The following is a 25,151-nucleotide window of genomic DNA, read 5'->3' as shown; positions in this document are numbered from 1 at the left end:
AAACCCGCAGCGGCAAAATCATGCGCCGCCTCCTACGCGACGTCGCCGAAAACCGCGCCATCGGCGACGTCACCACCCTCGCCGACTCCAGCGTCATGGACCTCATCTCCACCGGACTCAAGTCCGGCAAAGCAGAAGACTGAACAATCCTTTTAGGACCCAGGGAGGGAAGATGTCCTCAACGGACACCGGCCGCACCACCGTCACCTCGGGTGGCTCGGCTGTACAGCCTGTTGACCCGACGAAACACATCGCCGACCCCGGCCCGCTCGGCCTCGCCGGATTCGCCGCCACGACGTTCGTGCTCAGCGCCGTCAACGCGGGTCTGGTCGCCAAGTCGATCGAGCCGGTGGTACTGCCGCTCGCGCTGTTCTACGGCGGTCTCGCGCAGCTGCTCGCCGGCATGTGGGAGTTCCGCAAGAACAACACCTTCGGCGCCACGGCGTTCGGCACCTACGGGCCGTTCTGGCTCGCGTTCGCCTTCTACGTCTGGCAGTTCGCGGACAAGATCCCGAAGGACCAGGCGGCGACCGCGACCGGCATGTTCCTGCTGGTGTTCACGATCTTCACCGGTTACATGACGATCGCGTCGTTGCGCACGAGCGTCGCGCTGATCGGCGTGTTCCTTCTGCTGTTCCTGACGTTCCTGTTCCTGACGATCGGTGAGCTCTCCGGCTCCGACAGCACCGCCAAGATCGGTGGCTGGCTGGGACTGGTCACCGCGGTGCTCGCCTGGTACGCGTCCTTCGCGAGCGTCACCAACAGCACGTTCAAGCGGACGATCCTGCCGGTGGTGCCGCTGACCGCCCGCTGATCACCAGCCCGTACCGACGCTGACCCGGCCCTCGCGCCGGGTCAGCGTCGTTGTGTAAACCATCCGGTCGGTATGCTGGGGAAATGGCCCACGACGCGTCGGAGGAAACCGTTCCGCGCCGCCTGCTGTCGGCGGCGACGCGGTTGTTCGCGCAGCGTGGTTACGACCGCACTTCGGTGCAGGAGATCGTCGCCGCCGCCGGGGTGACCAAGGGCGCGATGTATCACTACTTCGGCTCGAAGGACGACCTGCTTTCCGAGATCTACGGCCGGGTGCTGCGCCTGCAGACCGAGCAGCTGGAAAAGGTGGCCACCACCGAAGCGCCGGTGCTGGAGCGGCTGCGGCGGGCCGCCGCCGACGTCGTGGTCAGCACGATCGAGAACCTCGACGACACCACGATCTTCATGCAGTCGATGCACCTGCTCAGCCCGGAGAAACGCCGCTCGGTGCGGGCCGAGCGGCGCGGCTATCACGAGCGTTTCCGGTCGCTGATCGAGGAGGGACAGCGCGCGGGCGTGTTCCGCGGGGACAAACCGGCCGACATCGTGGTCGACTTCTTCTTCGGCTCGGTGCACCACCTCGGGTCCTGGTACCGCGACGACGGCGAGCTCTCCGCCCGCCAGGTCGCCGAGCACTACGCCGATCTGCTGCTCGACGGCCTGCGGGCCTGAACAGCAGATCGGCGTCGCCACATCAGGCCGGCGGCAGGTTCACCAGACCCGCCAGCGCGGCGCGGTGCCTGCCCGGCGTGCCCAGCGCGATCTCGTCGCTCTTGGCCCGCTTGAGATACAGGTGCGCCGGATGCTCCCAGGTCATGCCGATCCCGCCGTGCAGCTGGATCGCCTCCTCCGCCGCGTGCACCGCGACACCCCCGCACGTCGACTGCGCCAGCGCCACGGCGACCGGAACGTCGTCGTCGCCACCGGCGAGCATGTCGGCGGCGTAGCGGGCGCTCGCCCGTGCCGTGACCAGTTCCAGGTACAGATCCGCGAGCCGGTGCTTGAGCGCCTGGAACGAGCCGACCGGCCGCCCGAACTGGTAACGCTGCTTGACGTAGGCCACTGTCTCGTCCAGGCACCACTGCGCCACGCCGAGCTGTTCGGACGCGAGCAGCCCCGCCCCGACGGTCAGCGCGTGGTTCAGCGCCGCGGCCGCCTGCTCACCCGAGGCGAGCAGGGTGCCCGAGGCGCCGGAAATCGTGACGTCGGCGAGCCTGCGGGTCAGATCCAGCGAGGTCGCCTCGGCCGTGGTGAAATCGTCCACCGCGTACAGGGCGGGTCCCTCCGGCGTCTGTGCCGCGACCACCAGCACGTCGGCCACCGAGGCGTCCGCCACCAGTCCGATCTGTCCATTGAGGACACCGTCGGTGGCGGAAACGGCCGTGGGGAAGGCGGAACCGGGCCAGGTGGCCAGCGGCACGGCGAGCGCGCCGATCGTCTCGCCCGTCGCGAGCCGGCGCAGCAGCCCGGACACCGCGTCCGCGGAGGTGTCGCAGCCGAGCAGCGCCGAGGTGGCCAGTACCGCGCTGCCGAAGAACGGCACCGGCGCGAGTGAGCGGCCCAGTTCCTCGGCCACCACGGCCAGCTCGCGGGTGGAGGCGCCCTGCCCGCCCAGCTCCTCGGGCACGTGCAGTCCGGCCAGCCCCAGCTCGCCGGCGACCGTGCGCCACAGCTTCAGGTCGTAGGGCTCTTCGCTCTCGATGCGCGCGAGCAGGGACGCGGCGTCGGCCTTGTCCGCGAACAGATCGCGGACGCTGGCACGCAGGTCCTCTTCGACGTCGGAATACAGCAGATCGGTCACCGCGGCAGGTCCTTCCAGGCGACATCCTTGTCCACGCGGGGTTCGGAGGGCAGCCCCAGGACACGTTCGGAGATGATGTTGCGCAGCACCTCCGAGGTGCCGCCCTCGATCGAATTGCCCTTCGCCCGCAGATAGCGGTAGCCCGGCTCGCGGCCGAGCATGTCGACCTTCTCCGGACGGCGCATCGTCCAGTCGTCGTAGCGCAGCCCGTCCTCGCCGGCCAGTTCGACCTCCAGGCCGGTCAGGGCCTGCTGCAACCGCGCGAACGCCAGCTTCATCGCCGAACCCTCCGGCCCGGGATGACCGGCGGCCAGCTGCTGCCGCAACCGGGTGCCCGCCAGGCGGGTGGCCTCGGCTTCGGCCCACAGCCGCACCAGCCGCTCGTGCAGGTCGGGGGTGCGCAGGTCCGGACGCTCACGCCAGGTGCCGGCGACCATGCCGATCAGCCCGCCCTCGCGCGGCATCGCATTGCCGCCGATCGCGACGCGCTCGTTCATCAGCGTCGTGGTCGCGACCTTCCAGCCCTCGCCGACCGCGCCCAGCCGGTTGGCGTCCGGGATCCGCACGCCGGAGAGGAACACCTCGTTGAACTCGGCCTCGCCGGTCAGCTGCCGCAACGGCCGCACGTCCACACCGGGGTCGGTCATGTCGCAGATGAAGTAGGTCATGCCGCGGTGCTTGGGCACGTCCGGGTCGGTGCGGGTGACCAGGATCGCGAACCGGGCGATGTGCGCGACCGAGGTCCACACCTTCTGCCCGTCGACGACCCAGTGATCTCCGTCGCGCACCGCACGGGTGCCCAGTGCCGCCAGGTCCGAGCCCGCGCCGGGTTCGGAGAACAGCTGGCACCACACCTCCTCGCCAGTCCACAGTGGACGAAGATAGCGCTTCTTCTGCTCCTCGCTGCCGAACGCGAGGATCGTGGGCGCCGCCATGCCGAGGCCGATGCCGATGCGCCTCGGGTTGTTGTCGGGAGCGCCCGCCTTCGCGAACTCGGCGTCCACAACGGACTGCAGCGCACGTGGCGCGTTCAGGCCGCCGAGACCTTCGGGGTAGTGCACCCACGCCAGTCCCGCGTCGAACCGGGCACGCAGGAACTCCAGCCGGTCGGTGGTCTTCGGATCGTGTGCGGCGAGGAACTCGCCGACCTTGCCACGTAGCTCTTCGGGTGTGCTCACTTGTACTGCCTCAGCTCTCGGCGTGCCAGGGAACGCTTGTGCACCTCGTCCGGACCGTCGGCGAACCGCAGCGTGCGGATGCTCGCCCACATCTCCGCGAGCGGGAAGTCCTGCGACAGGCCGCCCGCGCCGTGTGCCTGGATGGCCTTGTCCAGGATCCACTCCACCGTCAGCGGGGTGGCGATCTTGATCGACTGGATCTCGGTGTGCGCGCCGCGGTTGCCGACGGTGTCCATCAGCCACGCGGTCTTGAGCACCAGCAGCCGCAACTGCTCGATGCGCACCCGCGACTCGGCGATCCAGTCCTGCACCACGCCCTGGTCGGCGATCGGCCTGCCGAAGGTGCTGCGGCCCAGGGTGCGGCGGCACATCATCTCGACCGCGCGCTCGGCGACGCCGATGGAGCGCATGCAGTGGTGGATGCGGCCGGGGCCGAGCCGTGCCTGCGCGATGGCGAACCCGTCGCCCTCCTCGGCGATGAGGTTCTCCGCCGGCACCCGCACGTTGTCGAAGACGACCTCGGCGTGCCCGCCGTGCGAGCTGTCGTCGTAGCCGAAGACCTTCATGCCGCGCTCGACCGTCAGCCCCGGGGTGCCGCGCGGCACCAGGATCTGGCTCTGCTGCCGGTGCGGTTCGGCGTCGGGATCGGTCTTGCCCATCACGATGAAGATCTGGCACTTCGGGTTCATCGCGCCGGTGATGTAGAACTTGCGGCCGTTGATGACGTAGGAGTCGCCGTCGCGCTTGATGCTGGTGGAGATGTTGCGCGCGTCGGAGGAGGCCACATCGGGCTCGGTCATCGCGAACGCCGACCGGATTTCCCCGTCCAGCAACGGTTGCAGCCACTGCTTGCGCTGCTGCTCGGTGCCGAACATCGCGAGGACTTCCATGTTGCCGGTGTCCGGCGCGGCGCAGTTGAGCGCGATCGGCGCGAGGTGCGGGCTGCGGCCGGTGATCTCCGCCAGCGGCGCGTACTGCAGGTTGGTCAGGCCCGCGCCGTGCTCGCCGGGCAGGAAGAAGTTCCACAGGCCGCGCTTGCGTGCCTCGGCCTTGAGCTCGTCCACGATCGGCGGCGCCGACCACGGATCGGTGCGCTGTTCGAGCTGCTCGTCGAACACCGGCTCGGCCGGGTAGATGTGCGAGTCCATGAACTCGAGCAGCGTGCCGCGTAGTTCCTCGGTGCGTGCGTCAAAGGCGAAGTCCATCACTGGTCCTTGAGGGTTTCGTTGCCGAGGCGGATGAGCGGGACGACCGCGGCGCCGATCTGCTCGAAACCGGCGCCCACGGTCTGGCCGTGGCTGAATCGGTAGTAAATGCCTTCGAGGATCACGGCCAGTTTGAAGAACGCGAGCCCGACGTACCAGTTGAGCGCGGAGATGTCGCGCGAGGAACTGGCGGCGTAGCGGGCGATGACCTCGTCGGTGGTGGGATAGCCGGGCGCGGAGCTGACGTTGGACACGACCTCCAGGTTGACCTTCTCTCGCTCGGCGTAGGCCACCAGCAGCGCGAGATCGGTGAGCGGATCGCCGAGCGTGGACATCTCCCAGTCCAGTACCGCCCTGATCTCGTCCGAGGAATCGACGAGCACGTTGTCCAGCCGGTAGTCGCCGTGCACGATCGCCGGCGGGCCGGAGACCGGGACCGCCCTGGCGAGACGGTCGTGCAGCTGGTCGACACCCTCGAGGTCGCGGCTGCGCGAGGAGTCCAGCTGCTTCTTCCAGCGGCGCAGCTGCCGTTCGAGAAAGCCTTCCGGGCGGCCGAAATCGGCGAGCCCGACCTCGGCCGGATCCACCGCGTGCAGGTCCACCAGGGTGTCGATGAGCTTGTCCGCGATCGCCTTCGTGCGCTGCGGGCCGAGTACCGTCAGCTCCTCGGCGGAGCGGTAGGGCTTGCCGGCCACGAACTCCATCACGTAGAACGGCGCGCCCAGCACCTCGGTGTCCTGGCACAGCGCGATCGTTTCCGGCACCGGCACCCTCGTCGGCGCCAGCGCGCTGATCACCTTGTGCTCGCGGCCCATGTCGTGCGCGGTCGGCAGAACGTGGCCCAGTGGCGGGCGGCGCACGACCCAGCGCGTGGTGCCGTCGCCGACGATGTAGGTCAGGTTCGACCGGCCACCTTCGATGATCTCGCCGGTCAGCGGGCCGGCGACCAGACCGGGCGCCTGCTCGTCGAGATAGGCACGCAGCCTGGCCAGGTCGAGGCCCGGCGGGTCTTCTTGGGACACGGGGATCTCCTTCGTTCCGGTACCGACCAGTCGGTATGTCCTACCGTAGCGTCAGTGCGCCGCCCGCCACGGCCTGATCTCAGCCGAGCATGCGGGTGACGAACTCCGCGATGCAGGCCGGCTTCTCGACGCCGTCGATCTCGATCGTCCAGCGCGTGACGAACTGCTTGCCGCCCGGCACGTCCGAGGCCTCGGCCAGTTCGGCCCGGCCGCGGACCTTGTCCCCGACCTTGACCGGCTGCGGGAACCGGACCTTGTTCAGCCCGTAGTTGATGCCCATCTTGATGTTGTCGACCTTGTAGGTCTGCGAACCCAGGAACGGCAGCAGCGACAGGGTCAGGAACCCGTGCGCGATCGGCGCGCCGAAGGGGCCCTGCTTGGCCTTCTCGACGTCGACGTGGATCCACTGGTGGTCACCGGTCGCGTCGGCGAAGGTGTTGACCTGCTCCTGGGTGACCGTGTGCCACTCGCTGACGCCGATCTCCTTGCCGACGTTCGCGGCCAGCTCGTCCATGTTCTCGAAGGTGCGCATCGCGATCAGTCCTTCGGTCCGCCGGCGACGTAGATGACCTGGCCGGAGACGAAGCCCGCGCCCTCGCTGACCAGGAACGACACGGTGTTGGCGATGTCGTCGGGCGTGCCGACGCGCTGCACCGGGATCTCCTTGGCCGCGGCGGCCTTGAAGTCGTCGAAGGACACACCGAGGCGCTCGGCGGTCGCGGCGGTCATGTCGGTGGCGATGAAGCCCGGGGCGATCGCGTTCGCGGTGACGCCGAACTTGCCGAGCTCGATGGCGAGGGTCTTGGTGAAGCCCTGCATACCGGCCTTCGCCGCGGAGTAGTTGACCTGGCCGCGGTTGCCCAGCGCCGACGTGGACGACAGGTTGACGATGCGGCCCCACTTCTGCTGGGTCATGTACTTCTGGGTGGCCCGGGTCATGAGGAACGAGCCGCGCAGGTGGACGCCGAGCACGGCGTCCCAGTCCTGGTCGGTCATCTTGAAGATCAGGTTGTCGCGGGTGATCCCGGCGTTGTTGATCAGCACGGTGGGCGCCCCGAGTTCCTCGGCGACGCGGGTGACAGCGGCCTCGACCTGCTCGGTGTCCGACACGTCCAGTCCGACGCCGATCGCCTTGCCGCCGCCGGAGACGATGGCCTCGGCGCCCTGCTTGACGTTGGCCTCGTTCAGGTCCAGCAGTGCCACGGCGAACCCGTCGGCGGCGAGCTTGCGGGCGACGGCGGCGCCGATGCCCTGGCCGGCTCCGGTGACGATCGCGACACGGGAGTGGGATTCGGTCACGTGCTTCCTCCTCAGCGTTGAGTGCGCTTGGCTAAGCGAGCGCTTAGAAAGCTACCGCCAACAGCTTACCCCGGCTGTGTGGTGTAGCTCATGTCACTCGGGCGAGCGTAGTAGCGGCACCGCCAGTGTCGCGATCGCGAGCAGTTCGTTGACCGCCATCAGCCGTTCGACGAGGCCGAGCGGCACGAACGTCCACCATGGCCCGCCGCCGGTGAGCATCACGGCGACACCGGTGAGGATCACCCCGAACCACGCCAGTGACGTGAGGCTCAGGACGCGTGCGGTCCACAACCACCCGGTGCGGCGGGCGAACACCGCGCGCGAGGCCAGCAGCAGCCCGACCGGCAGGCAGAGGAAGCCGGCCACGCTCGCGTACCGGTGGATCATGCCGCCGACGCTCGGGCCCACCGCCCAGTCGGTCTTGGGAAACGCGACGATCACCAGCAGGCTGACCGTCCACAGTGCGCCGCAGACGACGGCGGGGGAGAAGGCCCGCAGGCTCCGGTGGAGCACGTGCAGCGTGAACAGCAGGGCACTCGCCGCGGCGATCAGCACCACCGCCGCGTCGAAGATCCACTTGTTGGCCGACAGCGCGTACTCGCTGATCGTGCGCCGCATCGGGCTGATCGCGTCGGTCGGCGGAATGAACTGCAGCAGCAGGATCAGCGCGGCGCCCACGACGATGGCCGCGATCGACGCGAGCCCGAGCAGGCCGGGCGCACGGCCTGCGGTGGTCGTGGGGATGGCCTCGGACGTCGCGCTCACGATCACCAGGTTACGGGCGCTTCGTGAGGGTTCGCTGAGGATCGGGCCCACCGCGCGCGTGATTAGGCTGGCCGTATGGAACAGCGAACCCTGGGCAGGACCGGCCGCGACGTGTCGGTCGTCGGACTCGGCACCTGGCAGCTCGGGGCCGACTGGGGCACCGTCGGCGAGGACGAGGCGCGTGCGGTGCTCGACGCGGCCGTGGAGGCCGGTGTCACCTTCTTCGACACCGCCGACGTGTACGGCGACGGGCGCAGCGAGAAGTTCATCGGCGCGTACCTGCGCGAGCACCCGGGCATCTTCGTGGCCACCAAGATGGGCCGGCGCGCGAGCCTGGATCCCGCGAACTACACGCTGGACAACTTCCGCGCCTGGACCGACCGCTCACGCGAGAACCTGGGCGTGGACACCCTCGACCTCGTCCAGTTGCACTGCCCGCCGACGCCGGTCTATGCGATGGACCCGGTCTATGACGCGCTCGACACGCTGGTGGCGCAACGGTGCATCGCCGCGTACGGCGTGAGCGTGGAAACCTGCGACGAGGCGCTGACCGCGATCGCCAGGCCCGGGGTCGCGAGCGTGCAGATCATCCTCAACCCGTTCCGCCGCAAGCCGCTCGAGCGGGTGCTGCCCGCCGCGGCGGAGGCGGGCGTCGGCATCATCGCGCGGGTTCCGCTCGCGTCCGGGCTGCTGTCCGGACGGTACACAAAGGACACCGTCTTCGCGGCCGACGACCACCGCACGTTCAACCGGCACGGCGAGGCCTTCGACCAGGGTGAGACGTTCGCCGGTGTCGACTTCGCGACCGGCGTCGAGGCCGCCGCCGAGTTCGCCGGGCTCGCGCCGTCGGAGGCCACGTCCGCGCAGACCGCACTGCGGTGGATCATCCAGCAGCCGGGCGTGACCTCGGTGATCCCCGGTGCCCGCTCCCCGGAACAGGCCCGCGCGAACGCTGCCGCCGCCGGGCTGGCGCCGCTGCCGGAGGCGACGCTGGAGGCCGTGCGCGACCTCTACGACCGGCGCATCCGGGCGCAGGTGCACGACCGCTGGTGACTCACCGTTCGGTCGCGGCGATGACCCGGCCCAGCGCCTTGTGCAGCGCTTCCAGTTCGGCGACCTCCATGCCGAGTTCCTCCACGACGCGGTAGGGGATCTTCTCGGCTTCCTTGCGCAGCCCGCGGCCGGCCTCCGTCAGGTCGATCCGCAGCGCGCGCTCGTCGGCGCGGTCGCGCTCGCGCGAGATGTAGCCCAGCGTCTCGAGCCGTTTGAGCAGCGGGGACAGCGTGGCCGGTTCGGCCCGCAGCGTCTTGCACAGGTCCCTCACGGTGCGCGGCGCGGTGTCCCACAAAGCGAGCAGCACCAGGTACTGCGGATGGGTCAGGCCGTAGGGCTTGAGCAGCGGCCGGTAGATGGCGATGACGCTGCGGGCGGCGACGGACAGCGCGAAACACACCTGCCGGTCGAGCGCGAGCGGATCTTCACCGAGGTCGATCGTCGCCATGGTCACCTCCGCTGGCTTCGTTAGCACGCTAAATATTAGTGTCGTGACCGTGAGCGAGAGGCAGCGCCCGAACCCGGCGCAATGGATCTGGTACTCCCTCGGCGGCAGGCTGCCCGACGGGTGCCGCGAATGGGTGCTGCACGACACCACGTCCCGGACGTGGGTCCTGCGTCATGCCGCGCGCACCACGGTGCTGCTCGGGCCGTTGATGGCGGTGTGGTTGCTGCTTCCCGGCCCGCTGTGGCTGCGCCTGCTGCTGGTGCTGATGGCGGGCCTCGTCGGCTACTTCTATTCGTTCGTCTACATGGAGGAAGCCGCGGAGAACCGGCTCGCCAAGCACGGGTATCCGCGCGGTACGGGCAAACGGATGCGCAGGCAGGCGCACGCCGAGGAGGACGAACTCGCCCGCCAGCGCTATCTCGCGCGCTACCGGACGCCGATCGAGTGATCGTCCTCAGTGGACATTCGCAGCCCGGGACACCAGCCCCCGCGCGTGGTCGCGTGCCGGGGCTTGCCGCGCGGCGGCGGCAGATGACCGTGTAGTCGCCCGTCGGCGCCCCAGTGCGTGAACTCCTCTTCCCACGGCCTGTTCAGCAGGGCCTGGCGTTCGGCCAGTTCGGCCTGGGTGGCCAGGAATTCGCGGAACCGGGCCATGAAGTGCCTGCTCATGCCTCAAGGGTCCGCGCGCCGGGGCGCGAACACGAGTGGCAGAGCCGCACGGTTGCGTCAAAATCCTGCCATCAGTAGTCGTCGCGGCCGGTGATCTGCTCTTCCAGGGTCTCGGCCGCTCCGGTGACCAGTTCCAGCGGGTCGGTGAACTCGTTGATGTCGAGGTTGACCAGCGGCAGCGAATGACGCAGCACGATCCAGTCGCCCATGATGACCGCGCCGCCGACGACGGTGGTGTGCCCGATCTCGGCCAGTACGGCGCGCAGGTCGACCTCGTCGGCGCGGGCGAACGGCGTGGCGATCTGCACCCATTCCTCGCGCTTGTCGAGCACCTCGCGGGCGATCACGACCATCTGGGTGCGTTCTTCCTCGTCGGCATCCCTGCGGAAGCGGAGCCGGATCCTGATCTCCTCGGGTTCGTCCCGGATCACGCGGTAGGACTGCCGGATGAACGTCTGGAGTTCGCGCCAGGTCGCCACGAGGTCCCTTTCCAAGCCGGTTGCGGTCGCCTGAGAAGTCAAGCACACCCGCCAGGTCCCGGGTAGCGGAACAGCTTGACGACTCCGGGGTTGTGTGGTGATCATCTTCGTATGCCGAATCGCTGCGTTCCTTCACATTCCGTGGGAGCCGGCGTAGTCGCCTTGCTGCTGCGCCGCGGCCGCCTCGGCTCTCCGCCGGGCTGACGTCCGCGTCGCCATTCATTTCCCTTACGCAGCAAGGAGATTCTTCATGTCTGTGGACTTTGCCGCGCCCGCGCTCCGGCACGCCCAGGTACCCGACGAGTCCATCGTCGAAGGCCCGCGCGTCCTGCGCCGCCTGCCCGAAGGCGCCGACGAGCGGCCCTACGAGCAGTTCGGCCTGCGGCCGCTCGGCCGGGTCATCGGTGCCGAGATCGACGGCGTCGACCTCGCGAAACCGCTGACCGCGCCGCTGCGCGCGGAGCTCAACCGCGCCTTGCTGGAGTGGAAGGTGCTGTTCTTCCGCGACCAGGACATCACGCCCGCGCAGCAGCGCGCGTTCGCCCGGAACTGGGGGCCGCTGGAGACCAACCCGTTGCTGCCGAAGGGCGATTCCGACGAGGTGACCCGGTTCTCGCGCAGCGCGGCGATGCCCGGGTTCGAAAACATCTGGCACACCGACGTGACGTTCCGGCCCAACCCTGCGCTCGGGTCGGTGCTGCGGCTGGTCAGGGTGCCCTCGATCGGCGGCGACACGATGTGGGCCGATATGGCCGCCGCATACGACAATCTGCCCGCCGGCGTCCGCGAACGCATCACCGGCCTGCGCGCGGTGCACGACTTCGTGCCCGGGTTCCAGCGGTTCAGCGAGGCGGATTTCCTGGCAGCGCGCCAAGACGAGTTCCCGCCGGTCGAGCATCCCGTGGTGCGCACCCATCCCGAGACGGGACGGCGGACGCTGTTCGTGAACCCCGCGTTCACCACCCACATCGTCGGCCTCGACCGCGACGAGAGCGACCGGCTGCTGCGGCTGCTGTTCGCGCAGGCGCACGTGCCCGAATTCCAGGTGCGCTTCCGCTGGACGGAGAACGCGGTGGCGTTCTGGGACAACCGCGCCACGCAGCACTACGCGGTCAACGACTACGCGCCGGAGGTCCGCGTCGCCGAACGGGTCGCCATCGCGGGTGACCGGCCGTTTCAAGGCTGACCGCGCGGGCAACCAGTGCGGTATGGCTTCCGTACTGGTGCTCGATGTGGACGGCACCCTGGTCGACACCAACTACCACCACGCACTGGCGTGGTTCCGCGCGTTCCGGCGGTCGGACGTGACGGTGCCGGTGTGGCGCATCCACCGTGCCATCGGTATGGGCGGTGACCAGCTCGTGCCCGCCGTCGCGGGGCGGCGCGTCGAGGAGGAACTCGGCGACGCCGTCCGCGCGGCGTGGAAGAAGGAGGTCGACGGGCTGCTGGAAGAGGTCTGCGTGATCGACGGCGCGCGTCGGCTGCTGGAGGACGCGGTCCGCGCCGGATACACCGTCGTGCTGGCCAGTTCCGGCAAACCGGACCACGTCGACCGCTACCTCGATCTGCTCGACGCGCGCGAGCTGGCACACGGCTGGACCACTTCGGCGGACGTGTCGGCGACCAAACCCGAGCCGAACCTCATCCAGGCCGCACTGGCCAAGGCGGGTGAGGACGAGGCCGTCGTGGTCGGCGATTCGGTGTGGGACTGCCAGGCCGCGAAACGCATCGGGCTGCCGTGCGTGGCGGTGCGCACCGGTGGTTTCGGCGAGCAGGAGCTGATCGACAACGGCGCCGCCCGGGTGTACGACGACCTGGACCAGCTGCGCGCGGACCTGTCCCGGTTGCCGGTTACCCGGGCGGAGTAAGGGTTTTCCGGGACGAACCGGCGGCGCGAGCCTGCCGGGCGTGCTTGACTGGGACGACTCCACCGCGCGCTACCCGTCGGTCTAGGTGATCCAGGGGGTACACCGGGCACGTCTCGATGTGGGCCAACCGCACGCCGTTCCGGCAGCCGTTCATCGAGACCGCCGACGCCGTGTTCGCCGACGGCGCGCCGGGCTGTGTCGTCGTCCACGTCGACGCGTGGCCGCGCCATCACGGGAAAATCCTCCGGCGGCTTCGGCGCGATGATCACCCCGATGCTGCGCCCGGACCTGTTCGGCGCGCTGGCCACGCACGCCGGGGACGCTCTCTACGAACTGTGCTATATTCCGGAGTTCGGCAAGATCATCAGGGTCCTGCGCGACTACGACCACGACATCCTGCGCTGGTGGGACGATTTCCGCTCACGCACGGCGTTCACCAAACCCGACGACGCGACACTGCTGATGACCCTCGGTGTCGCGGCGTGCTTTTCCGCCCGCGAGGACGGCACCCCGGAACTGCCGTTCGACCAGGTCACCGGCGAACTGCTGCCCGAGGTGTGGCGGCGCTGGCTCGCCGAACGCCTCGCGCGGTGAACCCTCACCGGGCAGCGAGATACTTCGGATCGGCCGGGGGCAGCGGTTGCGCGGGCTGGCCGCCCAGCACCTGGCCCAGCGCGTCGTAGAACGTGGGTGCGGCGATGGTGCCACCGAACGCGCCCTTGCAGCCGTTCTGGATCACCGGCGGGTTCGTCGCGCAGATCGTGCCGGGGTGCGAGCCGTCGGCATACACCACCGACGTCGCGGCGTAGGAGTTGGTGATCCCGAGGAACGCCACCGACTCGTTGTCCTGCGTCGTCCCGGTCTTCGCGGCCGTGGGCCGCGTCCAGCGCGCCGCCTGGGCGGATTCCGCCGACGTACCACCGGGTTTGACGTCGTTGCCCAGCCCCTGCACGAGGGTGTTCGCCAGCCCCGGCGGCACGACCTGCTCACACGGCTGCTGGGCGATCGGCACCGGCGTCCCGTAGCGGTCGGTGACCTGTTTGATCGGATTCGGCGGGCACCAGCGGCCGTGGTCGGCCAGCGTGGCGGCCACGTTCGTCAGCTCCAGCGGGCTGAACGGGCTGAAGCCCAGCGTGAACGCGATATTGCCCTGGTTGAACTGGTCCTGCGGCTGCGTGTAGGTCGAGGGCACGCTCGCGCCGTCCGGCGCCGGGCCGGGGGAGTCGCCGTGCATGTTGGTGCGCATGGTCTGCCGCAGCCCCAGTTTCGCGGCCGTCGCGATCACATCCGGCATACCGGTCCGCAGTTCGAGGTCGGTGAACGCGACGTTCGGCGAGGTGGCCAGCGCATCCCGCAGCGGGATCGGATTGGGGTAGCCGCCGTCGTTGTGCACGGTCGCGCAGGACCTGCTGCCGGGCACCGGGAAGCACTGCGCGCCGGGATTGGGCAGCGGGGTCGACAGGCCCGCGGTGCCCTTCTCCATCGCCGCGGCCGTGGTGAACAGCTTGAACACCGAGCCCGCGCCGAAGGGCACGCTCACGTTGGCCGGCTGGTTGTAGCTGGTCTCCCCGGCGTGGGCGTCGGTGCCGTAGGACCGGTTGGACACCATCGCGACCACGTCGTGCGAGCTCTGGCCGGGTTTGACGATCACGAACGGATTCGCCACGCCCTGCTGGGTGCTGGGCACGCGCCGGTCGGCGGCGTCCTTGGCGGCGCGGCTGATCCGCGGGTCCAAAGTGGTCTGGATCGTGTAGCCGCCGGACTTGATCTGCTCCTGGCTCAGCCCGGCCTTCTCCAGGTAGTCCACGGCGTAGTCGCACAGGAAACCGGAGTCGGGCGCGGCGGCGTAGCAGCTGGCCGGAGGCGCGGACTTTTCCGGTTGCACGCCAAGGGCTTCCCCCTTCGCGGCGGCAGCCTGCTCCGGCGTGATCGACTTCGCGGCGGCCATCGCGTCGATCACGACGTTGCGCCGCTGCAGTGTTTCCTGCGGATAGGTGTAGGGGTTGTACCGGCTGGGGTTGTTGACCATTCCGGCGAGCATCGCGGACTGGGCGATGCTCAGCTTGTCGGGCGTTTCGCCGAAGTAGTACCGCGCGGCGGCGCCGACCCCGTAGGTCTGGTTGCCGTAGGAGACCACGTTCAGGTAGTTGGCGAGGATCTGCTGCTTGCTCTGCGACCGGTCCACGATCACCGCGAGCTGCGCCTCACGCAGCTTCCGCGCCATCGTGTCCGAGCGGTCCTCCTCCTGCGACTTGGCATCGTTGCGGTCCAGCACGTTGATCAGGTAGTTCTTGACGTACTGCTGCGTGATCGTGGACGCACCCTGTGTGCTGCCGCCGCCCGCGTTGTTCAGCACGGCACGCACCACCGCACGGGGGTTCATCGCGCCTTCGGAGAAGAAATTCCTGTCCTCAATGGACAACACGGCGGCTTTCATCGGATCCGAGATGTCCTCGTACCGCGCGGGTAGCCGGTACTGGTCGTACAGCGTGGCGATGGGGCTGCCGTCGGCCGCGGTCACCTGGGTGACCTGTGGTGCCGGTGTGTTGAGCAGCTGCCGCGCCATCTCCGGCACCGCGGCGCTGACCTGGTTGGACAGGGCACCCAGCCCGCCGGCGGCCGGAAAAATCAGCCCTGCCACCAGAATCCCGGCAAGCAGGCACAAGCCGGCCAGCTTGCTCACAGCCGCACCACGGCGCACGAAAACGACCTCCCTCGACAGCTTCTTCTGCTGCTGTACCCGCAGTCCGGAATTCCTAAGCCTGTGCCTGTTGATACCAGAAGGCGGTGGTCGCGATGTCGGCCCGCTCCAGCGGAAGGTAACGTCCGCCGGACTGCCAGCCCAGCGCCTGCAAGCTCACCCGCAGGTCGGAATCGAACGTGATCGGATCCGGCACGTGCCAGCGGTACAGGCCGAAACGTTGCCGTGCCTGGTAGATCTTGTCCGGCGGCAGGATCTGGGGCAGGCCGAGGAAGCGGGTCGAGTAGCCGACGTAGTGGCCTCCCATGTCGAAGTTCCAGGCGCCGCCGAAGTAGTCCTCGGTACCGGTGCCGCAGATCGTGGGGAATTCCTCGTCACCGTCGAGGAAGAACTTCACCTCGCCTTCACCCCACCAGCCGGACGCGCCCGGCGAGATCGCCAGATACGTTCCGGCATAGTGACCGCGGCCGCGCGTTCGCAGGATCGTGTGCACCGCGGGCGTGCCGAGCGGGTGGGAACGATGCCAGGCGGCGTGCAGGTACGCCGTGTTCTCCGGAAGTTCCTCGCCCGTGTAAGTCACCTGGTAATACACCGGTACGCCGCCGCCACTGGTGTTCTCGAGCGTGATCACGGCACGTTCGCGAAACGGCATGGGCCAGTAGGAATTCAGCCCGCCCGCGGGCAGCACCACGATCATCTCCGAATCGAGCAGCGCCAGCTCTTCCCAGGCGTTGCAGAAGAAATCGCCGAGCGGCACTTCCACGGCGGGTGTGTCGCGGGAGTCCCAGAACATGCGCAGCACCAGCTGCCGCAGCCGGGAACGGTCGGTGGTGAGCCAGATGTGGCGCACCACACCGGGGCCCGCGACATCGGCGAGGGTGGCGGTGGCACCGGCGGCCAGGTCGATGGACGGCGAAACCTTCCAGCCCCGGCCCAGTTCACGTGCCGCGCCCGCACCGGTGCCCTCGGTGGCCATCCCGCCGGCGCCCTTCGCCCCGGTGAAGTTCTCGGGGCTGACCGAACGGGTGACCGCCTCGCGCAGCTGCCAGATCTCCGCCATGGTCGCGACGGTACTTTCTCGCGTGGTTTATCACGAGCCGGAGTGGGATAATCCTGGCCCGTGGCGAAGCAGAGGTGGCCGGTCCAGCGCGTGCCGCGCAAGGTACTCCGGCCGACGTTCGCGCAGGCCGTGCCGGAGCTGATCGCGTCGGCGGCCAAGCGCGCCGAAGCGCGCCCGTCCGGCAACTGGTACGCGTTCGCGGCCAGCGCGGACGTGCGGGGCTCGCGGCCGTTGGGCACCCGGGTCGCGGGCCGTGAGCTGGTGGCGTGGCGCGACCGCGACGCAGCGCTGATCGTCGGGCCCGGCGAATGCCCGCATCTCGGCGCGTCGCTGGCCGACGGCAAGATCGTGTGTGACGCGGTCGTGTGCCGCTGGCACGGCCTGCCGGTGGGCAAGAACAGCCGCTCCGGCTGGGAACCGCTGCCCGGTCACGACGACGGCGTGCTCGTGTGGGTCCGGCTGGACGGCGCGGACGAGGCCGCGCTGCCCGAACCGGTGCTCGGGCCCCGGCCCGCGCTGCCCGGCAGTGTGTCCGCGGTGACCAGGCTGGTCGGCGTGTGCGAACCCGGCGACATCGTGGCGAACCGGCTCGACCCCTGGCACGGCGCGTGGTTTCATCCCTACTCGTTCGCCAACCTCGATGTCGTGAGCACGCCCACCGAGGAGGACGACAAGTTCGTCGTCGACGTGACCTTCCGGCTCGGCGGCCGGATCGGGGTGCCGGTGCGCGCGGAGTTCAGCTGCCCGGACCCGCGTACCGTCACGATGTCCATTGTGGACGGGGAGGGCGCGGGTAGCGTGGTGGAGACCCACGCGACCCCGCTCGGCCGCGGCCAGGACGGCAGGCCGCGCACGGCGGTGCTGGAGGCCGTGGTCGCCACGTCGCAACGGCCGGGTTTCGCTATCGCCAGCAAGGTTTCCCCGCTGTTGCGCCCGCTGATGCGGCGAGCCGCCACTCGATTGTGGCGTGACGACCTCGCCTACGCCGAACGCCGCTACGCGCTGCGGTCGGAATCCGGCCAGAGATAGGGCAGATCGTCGGGCACGCCGGGAAACCACCGGCCGTAGTGCCCGGGATCCTTGCGCACCAGTGCCGACTGGTGACTGCGATGGAAATCCTCGTCGCCCAGCCATTTCGGCATGTCCCCGGCCTCGGACAGGACGGGTTCGGTGCGCACGACGGTCAGGCCCGTGGCACGCGTCAGGTCCTCGCGCAGCTTGTCCGCGCACGTGTCGGCCCGCCCCTGCGCACACCACACCTCGCACATCTGCAGGCCGTACCGGGTGAGCGCTTCCTCGTAGCCGCGCCACATCTTCGCCGCGGGATGATGCCGCCAGCCGTAGCCTTCGACGGTGATCGCGCGCAGCACCTGCAGGGTCTCGACCCGTTGCTTGCCGAGCCGTCGCGTGTCGAGCACCCGCGCGCTCGCGGTGAAATCGGGGTACGGCAGGAACGTCTGCATCACATCACCTTCGCCAGTGCGCGGAACATCGCGAGCCTGCCACTGGTGGGCACGGTCGTCAGTGGATGGCCGGCCACCCCCCAGCCGCCGAGCAGGTGATTCGCGGCCAGCCAGCCGGTGGTCGCGGCTCGTTCCATGAGCGCGACCGGCAGGTCGGCGCGCACCCCGTCGCCCGCGAGCGCGAGGCCCGGCACCGGGGTGAGGACCGGGGGACGCCGGAAGTAGGTACCCGGCGCGAACAGCGGGCAATCCTCGCGCCGTTCGACGCGATCGTCGACCAGCTTCGCGTCCCTGGTCTCCGGATACAGTTCGCGGAGGCGGTCCAGCAGGCGGGCGGGCACGTCCTCGCCCGGCGAGGCGTAGGCGTGCAGCTCCACCACCGAACCTCCGGACGCGCGCGCCCACGCCGCGGCGTCGGCGTCGTAGCGATCGAGCACGCTGATGTTGTCCAGTGGGGGCAGGCCGCCGGTGGCGAGGAACGGATGCCGGTCGGCGCGCACCGGACGGTCGAGCCACAGCCTGCGCACGACGAAGGGTGGGGCAGTGCGCTGTTCGGCGATCTGCGCGCGCCACGCCTCGGTGCCGAGCCCAGGTGAGGCGGCCACGAGATCGCGCAGGCCGCGCAGGTCCAGTGCGAGCACGACGGCGTCGGCCTCGTGCGTCCCGTCGCGCGTGTGCACGGTGAACCCGCCAGCCCGCCGCTCGATCGCCGTCGCCGCCACGCCGGTGCGGGTCTCGGCGCCCAGGCCGCGAAGATGGGACACCAGCGGCGACCACAGGGTGTGAAAGGGCGCGCGGGGCACGTCGAACAGCAGGCCCTCGGCGGAACCGAGGAAGTACAGGTGGAACATCACCGCCAGCTCGGCGGCCGAAAGTTCCTGGGGGGCGGCGAAAAAGCTGCGCGAGAACACGTCGAACGCCAGATGCCGCGCGGCTTCGGGAAAGCGGACGCGCGCGAGGAACGACTCCGCGTCCATCGCGTCGAGCCGCTCGTAGGTGCCGGGCACGGTCACGTTCACCAGATCCAGCGCCGCGCGCGCGTTGACCCGGAACAGGTCGGCGACGCTGAACGTGGGGCTGCGCAAGGCGAAACCCAGTGCGTTCCACGGCGGCGTACTGGGGATGCCGCGGAAGGTGTCGGTACGGCCGTGCTCGTCGACGAGCGGATAGTCCGTCAGCGGCATCAGCTCGGGTTCCGCGCGGCCCAACAGCGCACGCAGATTGTAGTACTGGCGGAAGAAGGCGTGGAAGCCGCGGCTCATCCCGGTCGTGGTGCCGTCGGACAGCGTCGTCGTCCAGCCACCGACCCGGCCGCCCCAGTACTGCTCGCGTTCGAGCACCTCGACCGCGACGCCGCGCTCGGCCAGCGCCGTCGCCGCGGTCAGCCCGGCGATTCCGCCGCCCACCACGACGGCACGTGGTAGGCGGTCCAGCTCGCGGGCATGGGCGAATCCGGGACGCGCCGGATGGTGGACTCGTCGGCGGTCGCTCATGGCGCCTCGGCGGTGAAGGTGTGCACGATGCCACGTTGCCAGCCGGTCATCGTCTGCGTCCGCACCGCCGCGAATCCGGCGCGTCGCAGCCGTGCGGACAACGCGCGCACCCCGTCGAAGCGCAGCACGCTGCGCCACAGGTACCGGTACAGGGCCGCGTTTCCGCTGAACAGCCTGCCCAGCGGGATGATCACCAGCCAGCACACGACCGTCCACACCAGACGCGCGGCGCGGCTGTCGGCGACGCTGTACTCGTGCACGACGAGTGTCCCGCCCGGACGGAGCAGTTTCCGCAGTGCGACGAGGGTTTCGTCCGGTTCGGGGAGGTTTCGCACCAGATAGGCGGCGAAGATGGCGTCGAACGGGCCGGTGATCCCGGCCTCACCGAGGTCCTCGATGCGGCTGTGCGTGAAGGCGACCGTGTCCGGCCAGCGCTTGCGGCGGGCCTCGGTGAGCATTCCCGCCGAGGCGTCCACGGCCTCGATCCGCGCGTGTGGCACGGCCATGAGGACGGCGCGGGTGGAGGCGCCCGTGCCGCATCCGGCGTCGAGCACGCGGCGGGCCTGCGGCGGGATCGCGGCGGCGGAGCGGCGCAGGTGGGCGTGGTAGCCGGGGTTGAGCCCGACCAGCCGGTCGTAGACGCGGGAGTCCTGGTCGAAGGCGGCGGGCACACTCACGAGATCGTCCTTTCCCGTTGCCGGGTCCACAGCAGCAGTGTCAGCGTGATCAGGCTGACGCCGAAAAGGTAGTCCTCGACGGGAATGTCGAAGGGAAACCGGACGCCGGTGAACTGGGCGGGGTTGTATTCGACGATCGGCGCGGACAGTTTGGTCAGCCACCCGTCGGCCCCGATCTGGAAGGCGAGCACGATGCCGATCGTGAGCCAGTAGGCAGGGCGGCGGAACAGGCCGGTGCGCAGCCACAGCAGCTCGACGGCGGCGACCGCGGGTACCGAGGCGACGGCGGGCAGCGTGTAGCCGATCATCGGCGGGCCAGCATGCGCTCGGCGGTCTCGTAGGTCAGCAGCCCGCACAGCGGGATGACCAGGAAGAACAGCGCTTCCTCCAGCGGGACCGCGAAGGGCAGGTCAACGCCGAGCAGGTAGCGCGGGTTGTAGGTCCAGACGCCGGCCGTGATCGCGAGGACGTCCCAGACGAGGAAGATCAGCGCCGCGGGCAGGACGGCGCGCGCGAGCCTGCCGGGCTGGCGGTAGACGCGGGTGCCGGTCAGCTCCAGCGGCAGGGTGACCACCACGCACGCGGTGAGTAACAGCAGGTACTGCATTCTGTCCATCGTTTCGGCCCTTTCGCGGAGATCGACCTCGCCTGTTCAGTACTGCCCGTATTCGGCGCGAGGGAAACCACGCGTGTTCACCCGCGACGGTGGGTTACGAAATTCAATATTGAGTTATACGCTGCACCTTCAGGCTCCCGAAGAAAGCCGGTGCGCATGGTCGAGCACGAAGTGGACACCGTCGTCGAGGTGGCCAGGACCGCCGACCAGTGCGCCACTGCGGTGCGCGGGACGGCATACGGCCGGCTCGAGGCGGTGCTGCGGGAAAGCTCGCACCACGAAGAACTGCTCGCGTTGTGGGTGCGGTTGCTGGTCACCGTCACGCCGGAGGATCTGGCGGCCGAGATGGTCGACGAGCTGTGGCGGCGCGACATGAGCGAATGGCTTGTCGCGATCGAACATTTCCTGGACTACGCGCACGAACGCAGGACACGCAGCCTGGAGGCTTTCGTGGCCGAGGTGGTTTCGTGGCCGTGGGCGCTGCAGGTCCCGTTCGCCAGAATCATGCTCACCACGATCGCGAAGTCGTTGCCCGAGGACATCCTGCCCTCGCACTACCTGGTCGCGCGGGGCATGCTCATCGAAGCCGCGGAGGAAGCGGGCTGCCCTGGTCTGATCAGCGCGCTGACCGGTCTCGTCGCGCAGGGCTGGCGGCAGCGAGACCGCCCGGCGATGCGCCTGGCGTTCGACCTGACCCGCCAGGTGCACCGCGAACTGCCGGACCGCCGCACCCGTCACCAGGCGATCGCCGCTTTCGCCCTGGTGCTGGGGCAGGGACGGGCGCAGGAGCCGGTCACTGTCACCACCCACGGCGGCGCCAGGACCCTGAGCGAACACGACGACCCCACGACCGCCCCCGGCGCGGAACGGGCAACGGTCGTCGCGGCACGGGTGGTGCGCCACGCGGCGAGCGGCGCACTGGAACGCATCGACGCGGAACTGGCCGACCAGGCACCGGGGGAACAGGAACTGGTGTCGGTGCTACTGGCACTGACCCTGGCCGCGGCGACGCGACTGAGAAACGACGCACACACCTGCCTGCCGTGAGGTCTCCGTCCTTTCCGGACTATCCAGCCAGCGTCGTTCCGGTCTCCAGCAATGACTTCAAGTCGCTCAGGATCCACGGCCAGCCGCCCCCGGCGCCTTGCTCCTCGTTCTCACCGGCGACCAGCGCGGCCAGCTTCGGTGCGTTGTCCAGTTCGTGGATGACGGTGAGTTTCGTGCCGCCGGGGGTTTCGGTCAGTTCGTAGGTGAGCCGGGTGAAGCCCTCGGCCGCGACGCCGGGGTCCATCAGCATCCGCCACGACAATGCCAGCCTTCTCGGCGGATCGGCTTCGATGACTTCGCCGTCGATGATCGACTCGGGACAGGGGTAGCCCATCTCCTGGCTGGCCTTGACCATCGCCTCGCTCGGGCGCGTCGCGAACTTCGCGCCGGGGCGCAGGTCGTAGTCGGTGAGGCCGCCGTAGCCGTAGCGGTCGGTCCACTCCGGCTTGATGATCGCCTCCCACACCCGCTGCGGCTCGGCCTTGATGTAGATCCGGTAGACCTGCGTGGTCACCACGGTCTGTGCCGTCGTCATGGTTCTTGCTCCAATTCCGTTTTCAGTTCGGTGAGCGCGGCTGTCTGGCGCTCGGTGTACTTGTCGATCCAGCGGTCGTGGATCGACCTGATCGGCACCGGATTGAGGAAGTGCCGCTTCTCCCGCCCGGACTTGCGTGCGATGACGAGATCGGCCTCCTCGAGCACGCGCAGGTGCTTCATCACGCCGAACCGCGTCATCTCCAGCTCGGACTCCAGTTCGGAGAGCGTGCGGCCGTCACGCGCGAACAGCAGGTCGAGCAGGAAGCGACGGGTGGGGTCGGCCAGTGCCTTGAAGACCCGGTCGTCGTCCGTCACGAGACCAGAATAGGTGACCAAATGGTCACGTGTCTACAGGCGGCCGCTCTCGCCGAGATACGCGGCGATCCGGATGCGCAGCTGCCGCACGTCGGCGACCGCGACCGTGACCGCACGAGCGGGCCGGTACCCGATGGCGGTCCGGCCGGAGCGCGCCGGGCCGCTCAGGTAGGCGAAGCCTTCTTCGGCATCGAGGCGGACGGCGGACCATGCCGATGCCGCCCGCGAGCCGAGCGCGTGCGGATAGGTCGGCTGTTTCATGACCGTGGCGATCGCTTCGTAGAACGCGGGAAGGTGCGTGTCGAGGATGCCGAGCCCGCGCCCCGGCCACACCAGCAGCGGCCACGGCCCCGGCGGCGCGGGTGCCGCGATCGTCACCATGTGCCCGGTTCGCGCGGCGGCCCATGGCTCGGCCGCGCTCAGCTGTTTGATCAAGGCGTGCTCCTCGGGAAGAGGTGAGGGAACCACACCGCGCGGCGTTGCGGAAGGAGCGCGCCGCAACGTCAACACTGAAGAGTGACCACGTGTGCCCGGAAACGGCCGGGCCGGGGGATTTCCGCGCCGGCAGGGGCCGACCGGGCGGAGAGCGGCCGCCGGGCCGCCGGAGTCAGTGCAGCGCGGCGGTGAGTGCCGTGGTCGCGCGGTCGAACGCCTGGTCCGCGAACATCAGCATGTGCGGCAACGTCGCTCGCGCGGTGTGCCAGGTGTGGTTGAACCCCGGCTCGACGTGCGCGACCGCCTCCTGCCCGCGCGCCTGGAACGCGGCCGCGATCCGCCGTGCGGTCGCGACGTCCGTCGGTGCGCCGGCACCGGCGGTGAGCAGGACCGAGACCCGGCTGGGGAAGGGCATCGTCGCCAGGTACGTCCGCGGGGTGTTCTCCCGCAGGCGCTGCGGGTCGCCCCGGACCAGGCCCGCGTCGTCGCCGAGTTCGTCGTAGGGCAGCGCGAGCAGCAGCACGCTGAACTCGTCGACGTGGTGCAACCCGATGTTGAGCGCGGCGAACGCGCCACCGGACATGCCGCCGAGGGCCCGGTGGTCCCGGTCGGCGATCGTGCGGTACCGCGCGTCGATCGCGGGCAGGACGGTGCGGCCGAGGTAGGTCTCCAGCTGCGGCCCGCCCGGCACGTTCAGCCCCTCCCAGTCCCGGCTGACCTGGCCGGCGGTGAGGTCCACGCTGACCACGATCATCGGCTTGATCGCGTGATCGTTGTTCAGCAGGCGCAGGGTTCCCGGCGCGTCACCCGCGGTGAGCCAGTCCTCGGCGGTGCCGTAGGGATAGCCGTGCACGAGGTACACGACGGGATAGTGCTGCGTGGCTTCGGCCGGGTCGCCGTAACCGGGCGGCAGGAGCACGAAGGTCTTGCTCGCGGGCACCCCGTCGGCCGGATCGGGCAGGTTCAGCGTCTCGATCGCCGGGGCACCCGGCCCGTCGGCCGGGACGACGGGTTGCCGGCGGCGCGAATCGCCGGAGGAGGTCGTCTCGTCGTGGCCGTCGTCGAGCGTCCGCCCCAGCGCGGCGATCGGACCGCCGCCGCGTTCGAGTACCCGGCCGAGGTCGTGACCGGTGCGGACGTACCCGACGTAGGTGTTGAGCCCGGTGACTCCGGCGAGCAGCGCGCAGCACACGGCGGTGACGATCGCGGCGCGGCGGGGGCGGCGGCGCGTGCGGACGAGGATCGCGGCGATCACCGCCAGGCCCGCGAGCACGGCCAGCGTGATCCAGATCAGCGGTGATTCCAGCGGGCCGATCTCGCGGGCATGGCGCGCGACGTCGCCGGGCACCTGGGGATCGACCAGGTCCACGTTCACCGGGCCGCTCCGTCCAGCCCTTGCCGGTGTCCCAGCCAGGGCAGCGAATCCTGGAAGAAACGCGTCCACAGCGACCATTCGTGCCCGCCGGGCAGTTCCCGCCACTGCACGGACATCCCGGCGCGGCGGCAGGCGGCGAGCACCTCCTGTTGTTCTCCATGGTAGGGCTCGTCTTCGTCCCCGGCCGCGAGCACACCGGCCGAGGACGGGAAGGACGTGTGGGCCAGGATCGCCAGCGGATCCTGGCGTGCGTAGGCGTCGGCGTCACCGGCGAAGACGTCGTCGATGGCCTGGGCGACGGTGTCGTGCATGGGGCGGTTCTCTCCGGAGAAATCCAGGAAGGTGGGGAACAGGGAGGGGTGGCGGACGGCGAGTTCGTAGGCGCAGGTGCCGCCGTAGGACAGCCCGCCGACGGCCCAGTGCGCGGTGTCCGGGTCGGCATGCAGCTGCGTGCCGACCCATCGCGGCACATCCTGGCTGAGGTAGGTGTCGACCTTGGCCAGCGGGCTGTCCATGCACAGCAGGTCCTCGTCGCCGGCGCCGGTGTCGTCCGGGGCGACGACGATCGGTGCCAGACCGTCGTGGCCCGCGGCGTAGGCGTCGAGCCGGGCCGCGAGGTCGCCGGCGGCGAACCAGTCGCCGGTGTCGCCGGGCACGCCGGAGAGCATGACGAGCACCGGCAGCGGCGTGCCCTGCCCGGCCCGGTAGGCGGGCGGCAGGTACAGGTGAGCCTCGCGCGCCTGGAACCCCGACGTCGTGGCCGGGATGGTCACCGTGGTGACGGTACCGGCGGCGGGCATCGGGGCGGCCGGGGACCTGTCTCTTATACACA

Annotated in this window: 31 protein-coding genes; 9 read left to right on the top strand and 22 right to left on the bottom strand. The window is 69.6% G+C overall.

Going from position 1 to position 25,151, the window contains the following annotated elements; all coding sequences use genetic code 11:
* Positions 1 to 172 precede the first annotated feature (172 nt).
* Positions 173 to 814 (top strand): acetate uptake transporter, encoded by a 642-nt coding sequence (locus HFP15_RS39660; RefSeq protein ID WP_168523318.1) that lies wholly within the window; start codon positions 173 to 175, stop codon positions 812 to 814.
* Between the two features lie 83 nt (positions 815 to 897).
* Positions 898 to 1,485: a TetR/AcrR family transcriptional regulator gene (locus HFP15_RS39655; RefSeq protein ID WP_168523316.1), complete on the top strand. Its 588-nt coding sequence runs from the start codon at positions 898 to 900 to the stop codon at positions 1,483 to 1,485.
* A 22-nt stretch (positions 1,486 to 1,507) separates the two neighbouring features.
* On the opposite strand, the gene HFP15_RS39650 is transcribed toward HFP15_RS39655, so the two are convergent.
* The 7 genes from HFP15_RS39650 to HFP15_RS39620 form a co-directional block, all read right to left on the bottom strand.
* Positions 1,508 to 2,614, bottom strand: coding sequence for an acyl-CoA dehydrogenase family protein (locus HFP15_RS39650; RefSeq protein ID WP_168523314.1), 1,107 nt, complete (start codon positions 2,612 to 2,614; stop codon positions 1,508 to 1,510).
* Entirely contained in the window at positions 2,611 to 3,792 is a 1,182-nt protein-coding gene (locus HFP15_RS39645; RefSeq protein ID WP_168523312.1) for an acyl-CoA dehydrogenase family protein, read from the bottom strand. Before HFP15_RS39645 ends, HFP15_RS39650 begins: the two co-directional genes overlap by 4 nt.
* Positions 3,789 to 4,997 carry an acyl-CoA dehydrogenase family protein gene (locus HFP15_RS39640; protein ID WP_168523310.1) on the bottom strand — a complete coding sequence of 403 codons (1,209 nt, stop codon included), beginning with the start codon at positions 4,995 to 4,997 and terminating at the stop codon, positions 3,789 to 3,791. Before HFP15_RS39640 ends, HFP15_RS39645 begins: the two co-directional genes overlap by 4 nt.
* Positions 4,997 to 6,019 (bottom strand): phosphotransferase family protein, encoded by a 1,023-nt coding sequence (locus HFP15_RS39635; protein WP_168523309.1) that lies wholly within the window; start codon positions 6,017 to 6,019, stop codon positions 4,997 to 4,999. The genes HFP15_RS39640 and HFP15_RS39635 overlap by 1 nt, the downstream gene beginning before the upstream one ends.
* A 79-nt stretch (positions 6,020 to 6,098) precedes the next feature.
* The gene (locus HFP15_RS39630; protein WP_168523307.1) at positions 6,099 to 6,551 is read right to left on the bottom strand and encodes a MaoC family dehydratase; all 453 of its coding nucleotides are present in this window, start codon (positions 6,549 to 6,551) and stop codon (positions 6,099 to 6,101) included.
* Between the two features lie 5 nt (positions 6,552 to 6,556).
* Entirely contained in the window at positions 6,557 to 7,318 is a 762-nt protein-coding gene (fabG, locus tag HFP15_RS39625) for a 3-oxoacyl-ACP reductase FabG (RefSeq protein WP_168523305.1), read from the bottom strand.
* A 93-nt stretch (positions 7,319 to 7,411) separates the two neighbouring features.
* On the bottom strand, positions 7,412 to 8,083 hold the full coding sequence (locus tag HFP15_RS39620) for a DUF998 domain-containing protein (protein ID WP_376768931.1): 672 nt from the start codon (positions 8,081 to 8,083) through the stop codon (positions 7,412 to 7,414).
* Between the two features lie 75 nt (positions 8,084 to 8,158).
* Between HFP15_RS39620 and HFP15_RS39615 the strand changes: the two genes are divergently transcribed.
* Positions 8,159 to 9,136 (top strand): aldo/keto reductase, encoded by a 978-nt coding sequence (locus HFP15_RS39615; RefSeq protein ID WP_168523303.1) that lies wholly within the window; start codon positions 8,159 to 8,161, stop codon positions 9,134 to 9,136.
* Between the two features lies 1 nt (position 9,137).
* Here the strand turns inward: HFP15_RS39615 and HFP15_RS39610 are convergent, their stop codons facing one another.
* A complete protein-coding gene (locus tag HFP15_RS39610; protein ID WP_168523301.1) occupies positions 9,138 to 9,584 on the bottom strand; it encodes a MarR family winged helix-turn-helix transcriptional regulator in 447 nt (148 codons plus the stop codon).
* Between the two features lie 49 nt (positions 9,585 to 9,633).
* Between HFP15_RS39610 and HFP15_RS39605 the strand changes: the two genes are divergently transcribed.
* Positions 9,634 to 10,032 carry a DUF5313 family protein gene (locus tag HFP15_RS39605; protein WP_312871980.1) on the top strand — a complete coding sequence of 133 codons (399 nt, stop codon included), beginning with the start codon at positions 9,634 to 9,636 and terminating at the stop codon, positions 10,030 to 10,032.
* Here HFP15_RS39605 and HFP15_RS39600 read toward each other — a convergent pair.
* Both HFP15_RS39600 and HFP15_RS39595 read right to left on the bottom strand, forming a co-directional pair.
* Positions 10,011 to 10,253: a hypothetical protein gene (locus HFP15_RS39600; protein ID WP_168523297.1), complete on the bottom strand. Its 243-nt coding sequence runs from the start codon at positions 10,251 to 10,253 to the stop codon at positions 10,011 to 10,013. The genes HFP15_RS39605 and HFP15_RS39600 overlap by 22 nt on opposite strands.
* A gap of 71 nt (positions 10,254 to 10,324) precedes the next feature.
* A complete protein-coding gene (locus tag HFP15_RS39595) occupies positions 10,325 to 10,732 on the bottom strand; it encodes a type III secretion system chaperone family protein (RefSeq protein WP_168523295.1) in 408 nt (135 codons plus the stop codon).
* 250 nt (positions 10,733 to 10,982) lie between these two features.
* On the opposite strand from HFP15_RS39595, the gene HFP15_RS39590 reads away from it, so the two are divergent.
* From HFP15_RS39590 to HFP15_RS39580, 3 genes are all read left to right on the top strand, one after another.
* Positions 10,983 to 11,918: a TauD/TfdA dioxygenase family protein gene (locus tag HFP15_RS39590; protein WP_168523293.1), complete on the top strand. Its 936-nt coding sequence runs from the start codon at positions 10,983 to 10,985 to the stop codon at positions 11,916 to 11,918.
* A gap of 22 nt (positions 11,919 to 11,940) precedes the next feature.
* Positions 11,941 to 12,600: an HAD family hydrolase gene (locus tag HFP15_RS39585; protein ID WP_168523290.1), complete on the top strand. Its 660-nt coding sequence runs from the start codon at positions 11,941 to 11,943 to the stop codon at positions 12,598 to 12,600.
* 195 nt (positions 12,601 to 12,795) lie between these two features.
* Positions 12,796 to 13,194, top strand: coding sequence for an alpha/beta hydrolase-fold protein (locus HFP15_RS39580; RefSeq protein WP_312871979.1), 399 nt, complete (start codon positions 12,796 to 12,798; stop codon positions 13,192 to 13,194).
* 4 nt (positions 13,195 to 13,198) lie between these two features.
* Here HFP15_RS39580 and HFP15_RS39575 read toward each other — a convergent pair whose 3' ends face one another.
* Together HFP15_RS39575 and HFP15_RS39570 are read right to left on the bottom strand one after the other, a co-directional pair.
* Positions 13,199 to 15,283, bottom strand: coding sequence for a transglycosylase domain-containing protein (locus tag HFP15_RS39575; RefSeq protein ID WP_312871978.1), 2,085 nt, complete (start codon positions 15,281 to 15,283; stop codon positions 13,199 to 13,201).
* A 73-nt stretch (positions 15,284 to 15,356) separates the two neighbouring features.
* Positions 15,357 to 16,361, bottom strand: coding sequence for a glycoside hydrolase family 172 protein (locus HFP15_RS39570; RefSeq protein WP_168523286.1), 1,005 nt, complete (start codon positions 16,359 to 16,361; stop codon positions 15,357 to 15,359).
* A 60-nt stretch (positions 16,362 to 16,421) separates the two neighbouring features.
* Here HFP15_RS39570 and HFP15_RS39565 point away from each other — a divergent pair, with 60 nt between their 5' ends.
* Positions 16,422 to 17,390 (top strand): DUF5914 domain-containing protein, encoded by a 969-nt coding sequence (locus HFP15_RS39565; protein ID WP_168523284.1) that lies wholly within the window; start codon positions 16,422 to 16,424, stop codon positions 17,388 to 17,390.
* Here the strand turns inward: HFP15_RS39565 and HFP15_RS39560 are convergent.
* From HFP15_RS39560 to HFP15_RS39540, 5 genes are read right to left on the bottom strand one after another with little or no spacing between them, the layout of a single operon-like run.
* Positions 17,357 to 17,824: an MSMEG_6728 family protein gene (locus HFP15_RS39560; RefSeq protein ID WP_168523282.1), complete on the bottom strand. Its 468-nt coding sequence runs from the start codon at positions 17,822 to 17,824 to the stop codon at positions 17,357 to 17,359. The genes HFP15_RS39565 and HFP15_RS39560 overlap by 34 nt on opposite strands.
* Positions 17,824 to 19,317 (bottom strand): FAD-dependent oxidoreductase, encoded by a 1,494-nt coding sequence (locus HFP15_RS39555; protein WP_168523280.1) that lies wholly within the window; start codon positions 19,315 to 19,317, stop codon positions 17,824 to 17,826. The genes HFP15_RS39560 and HFP15_RS39555 overlap by 1 nt, the downstream gene beginning before the upstream one ends.
* The gene (locus HFP15_RS39550; protein ID WP_168523278.1) at positions 19,314 to 19,994 is read right to left on the bottom strand and encodes a class I SAM-dependent methyltransferase; all 681 of its coding nucleotides are present in this window, start codon (positions 19,992 to 19,994) and stop codon (positions 19,314 to 19,316) included. The genes HFP15_RS39555 and HFP15_RS39550 overlap by 4 nt, the downstream gene beginning before the upstream one ends.
* Positions 19,991 to 20,302, bottom strand: coding sequence for a lycopene cyclase domain-containing protein (locus tag HFP15_RS39545; protein WP_168523276.1), 312 nt, complete (start codon positions 20,300 to 20,302; stop codon positions 19,991 to 19,993). Before HFP15_RS39545 ends, HFP15_RS39550 begins: the two co-directional genes overlap by 4 nt.
* Complete coding sequence (locus HFP15_RS39540) at positions 20,299 to 20,610, bottom strand: lycopene cyclase domain-containing protein (RefSeq protein WP_168523274.1); 312 nt, start codon at positions 20,608 to 20,610, stop codon at positions 20,299 to 20,301. Before HFP15_RS39540 ends, HFP15_RS39545 begins: the two co-directional genes overlap by 4 nt.
* 156 nt (positions 20,611 to 20,766) lie before the next feature.
* Here HFP15_RS39540 and HFP15_RS39535 point away from each other — a divergent pair, with 156 nt between their 5' ends.
* Positions 20,767 to 21,657 carry a hypothetical protein gene (locus HFP15_RS39535; protein ID WP_168523272.1) on the top strand — a complete coding sequence of 297 codons (891 nt, stop codon included), beginning with the start codon at positions 20,767 to 20,769 and terminating at the stop codon, positions 21,655 to 21,657.
* Positions 21,658 to 21,676: 19 nt separating this feature from the next.
* Here HFP15_RS39535 and HFP15_RS39530 read toward each other — a convergent pair whose 3' ends face one another.
* The 5 genes from HFP15_RS39530 to HFP15_RS39510 all read right to left on the bottom strand — a co-directional run bounded on the left by HFP15_RS39530 (position 21,677) and on the right by HFP15_RS39510 (position 25,092).
* On the bottom strand, positions 21,677 to 22,192 hold the full coding sequence (locus HFP15_RS39530) for an SRPBCC family protein (RefSeq protein ID WP_168523270.1): 516 nt from the start codon (positions 22,190 to 22,192) through the stop codon (positions 21,677 to 21,679).
* Entirely contained in the window at positions 22,189 to 22,509 is a 321-nt protein-coding gene (locus tag HFP15_RS39525; RefSeq protein WP_168523268.1) for an ArsR/SmtB family transcription factor, read from the bottom strand. Before HFP15_RS39525 ends, HFP15_RS39530 begins: the two co-directional genes overlap by 4 nt.
* A 33-nt stretch (positions 22,510 to 22,542) precedes the next feature.
* A complete protein-coding gene (locus HFP15_RS39520; protein ID WP_168523266.1) occupies positions 22,543 to 22,944 on the bottom strand; it encodes a hypothetical protein in 402 nt (133 codons plus the stop codon).
* A 172-nt stretch (positions 22,945 to 23,116) separates the two neighbouring features.
* Positions 23,117 to 24,319 carry an alpha/beta hydrolase gene (locus HFP15_RS39515; protein ID WP_312871977.1) on the bottom strand — a complete coding sequence of 401 codons (1,203 nt, stop codon included), beginning with the start codon at positions 24,317 to 24,319 and terminating at the stop codon, positions 23,117 to 23,119.
* Positions 24,316 to 25,092 (bottom strand): alpha/beta hydrolase, encoded by a 777-nt coding sequence (locus HFP15_RS39510; protein WP_168523263.1) that lies wholly within the window; start codon positions 25,090 to 25,092, stop codon positions 24,316 to 24,318. The genes HFP15_RS39515 and HFP15_RS39510 overlap by 4 nt, the downstream gene beginning before the upstream one ends.
* Between the last annotated feature and the right edge of the window lie 59 nt (positions 25,093 to 25,151).

Origin of the sequence: Amycolatopsis acididurans (assembly GCF_012328925.1) — a bacterium.
Classification (GTDB): domain Bacteria; phylum Actinomycetota; class Actinomycetes; order Mycobacteriales; family Pseudonocardiaceae; genus Amycolatopsis_E; species Amycolatopsis_E acididurans.
This window is presented reverse-complemented; position numbering and strand designations above follow the sequence as displayed.

Bases quoted from the DNA above. Each gene is read 5' to 3' on its own strand.
- HFP15_RS39660 (WP_168523318.1), top strand. From the start codon at position 173: ATGTCCTCAACGGACACCGGCCGCACCACCGTCACCTCGGGTGGCTCG.
- HFP15_RS39655 (WP_168523316.1), top strand. From the start codon at position 898: ATGGCCCACGACGCGTCGGAGGAAACCGTTCCGCGCCGCCTGCTGTCG.
- HFP15_RS39640 (WP_168523310.1), bottom strand. From the start codon at position 4,997: ATGGACTTCGCCTTTGACGCACGCACCGAGGAACTACGCGGCACGCTG.
- HFP15_RS39630 (WP_168523307.1), bottom strand. From the start codon at position 6,551: ATGCGCACCTTCGAGAACATGGACGAGCTGGCCGCGAACGTCGGCAAG.
- HFP15_RS39615 (WP_168523303.1), top strand. From the start codon at position 8,159: ATGGAACAGCGAACCCTGGGCAGGACCGGCCGCGACGTGTCGGTCGTC.
- HFP15_RS39610 (WP_168523301.1), bottom strand. From the start codon at position 9,584: ATGGCGACGATCGACCTCGGTGAAGATCCGCTCGCGCTCGACCGGCAG.
- HFP15_RS39600 (WP_168523297.1), bottom strand. From the start codon at position 10,253: ATGAGCAGGCACTTCATGGCCCGGTTCCGCGAATTCCTGGCCACCCAG.
- HFP15_RS39590 (WP_168523293.1), top strand. From the start codon at position 10,983: ATGTCTGTGGACTTTGCCGCGCCCGCGCTCCGGCACGCCCAGGTACCC.
- HFP15_RS39585 (WP_168523290.1), top strand. From the start codon at position 11,941: ATGGCTTCCGTACTGGTGCTCGATGTGGACGGCACCCTGGTCGACACC.
- HFP15_RS39570 (WP_168523286.1), bottom strand. From the start codon at position 16,361: ATGGCGGAGATCTGGCAGCTGCGCGAGGCGGTCACCCGTTCGGTCAGC.
- HFP15_RS39560 (WP_168523282.1), bottom strand. From the start codon at position 17,824: ATGCAGACGTTCCTGCCGTACCCCGATTTCACCGCGAGCGCGCGGGTG.
- HFP15_RS39555 (WP_168523280.1), bottom strand. From the start codon at position 19,317: ATGAGCGACCGCCGACGAGTCCACCATCCGGCGCGTCCCGGATTCGCC.
- HFP15_RS39545 (WP_168523276.1), bottom strand. From the start codon at position 20,302: ATGATCGGCTACACGCTGCCCGCCGTCGCCTCGGTACCCGCGGTCGCC.
- HFP15_RS39540 (WP_168523274.1), bottom strand. From the start codon at position 20,610: ATGGACAGAATGCAGTACCTGCTGTTACTCACCGCGTGCGTGGTGGTC.
- HFP15_RS39535 (WP_168523272.1), top strand. From the start codon at position 20,767: ATGGTCGAGCACGAAGTGGACACCGTCGTCGAGGTGGCCAGGACCGCC.
- HFP15_RS39530 (WP_168523270.1), bottom strand. From the start codon at position 22,192: ATGACGACGGCACAGACCGTGGTGACCACGCAGGTCTACCGGATCTAC.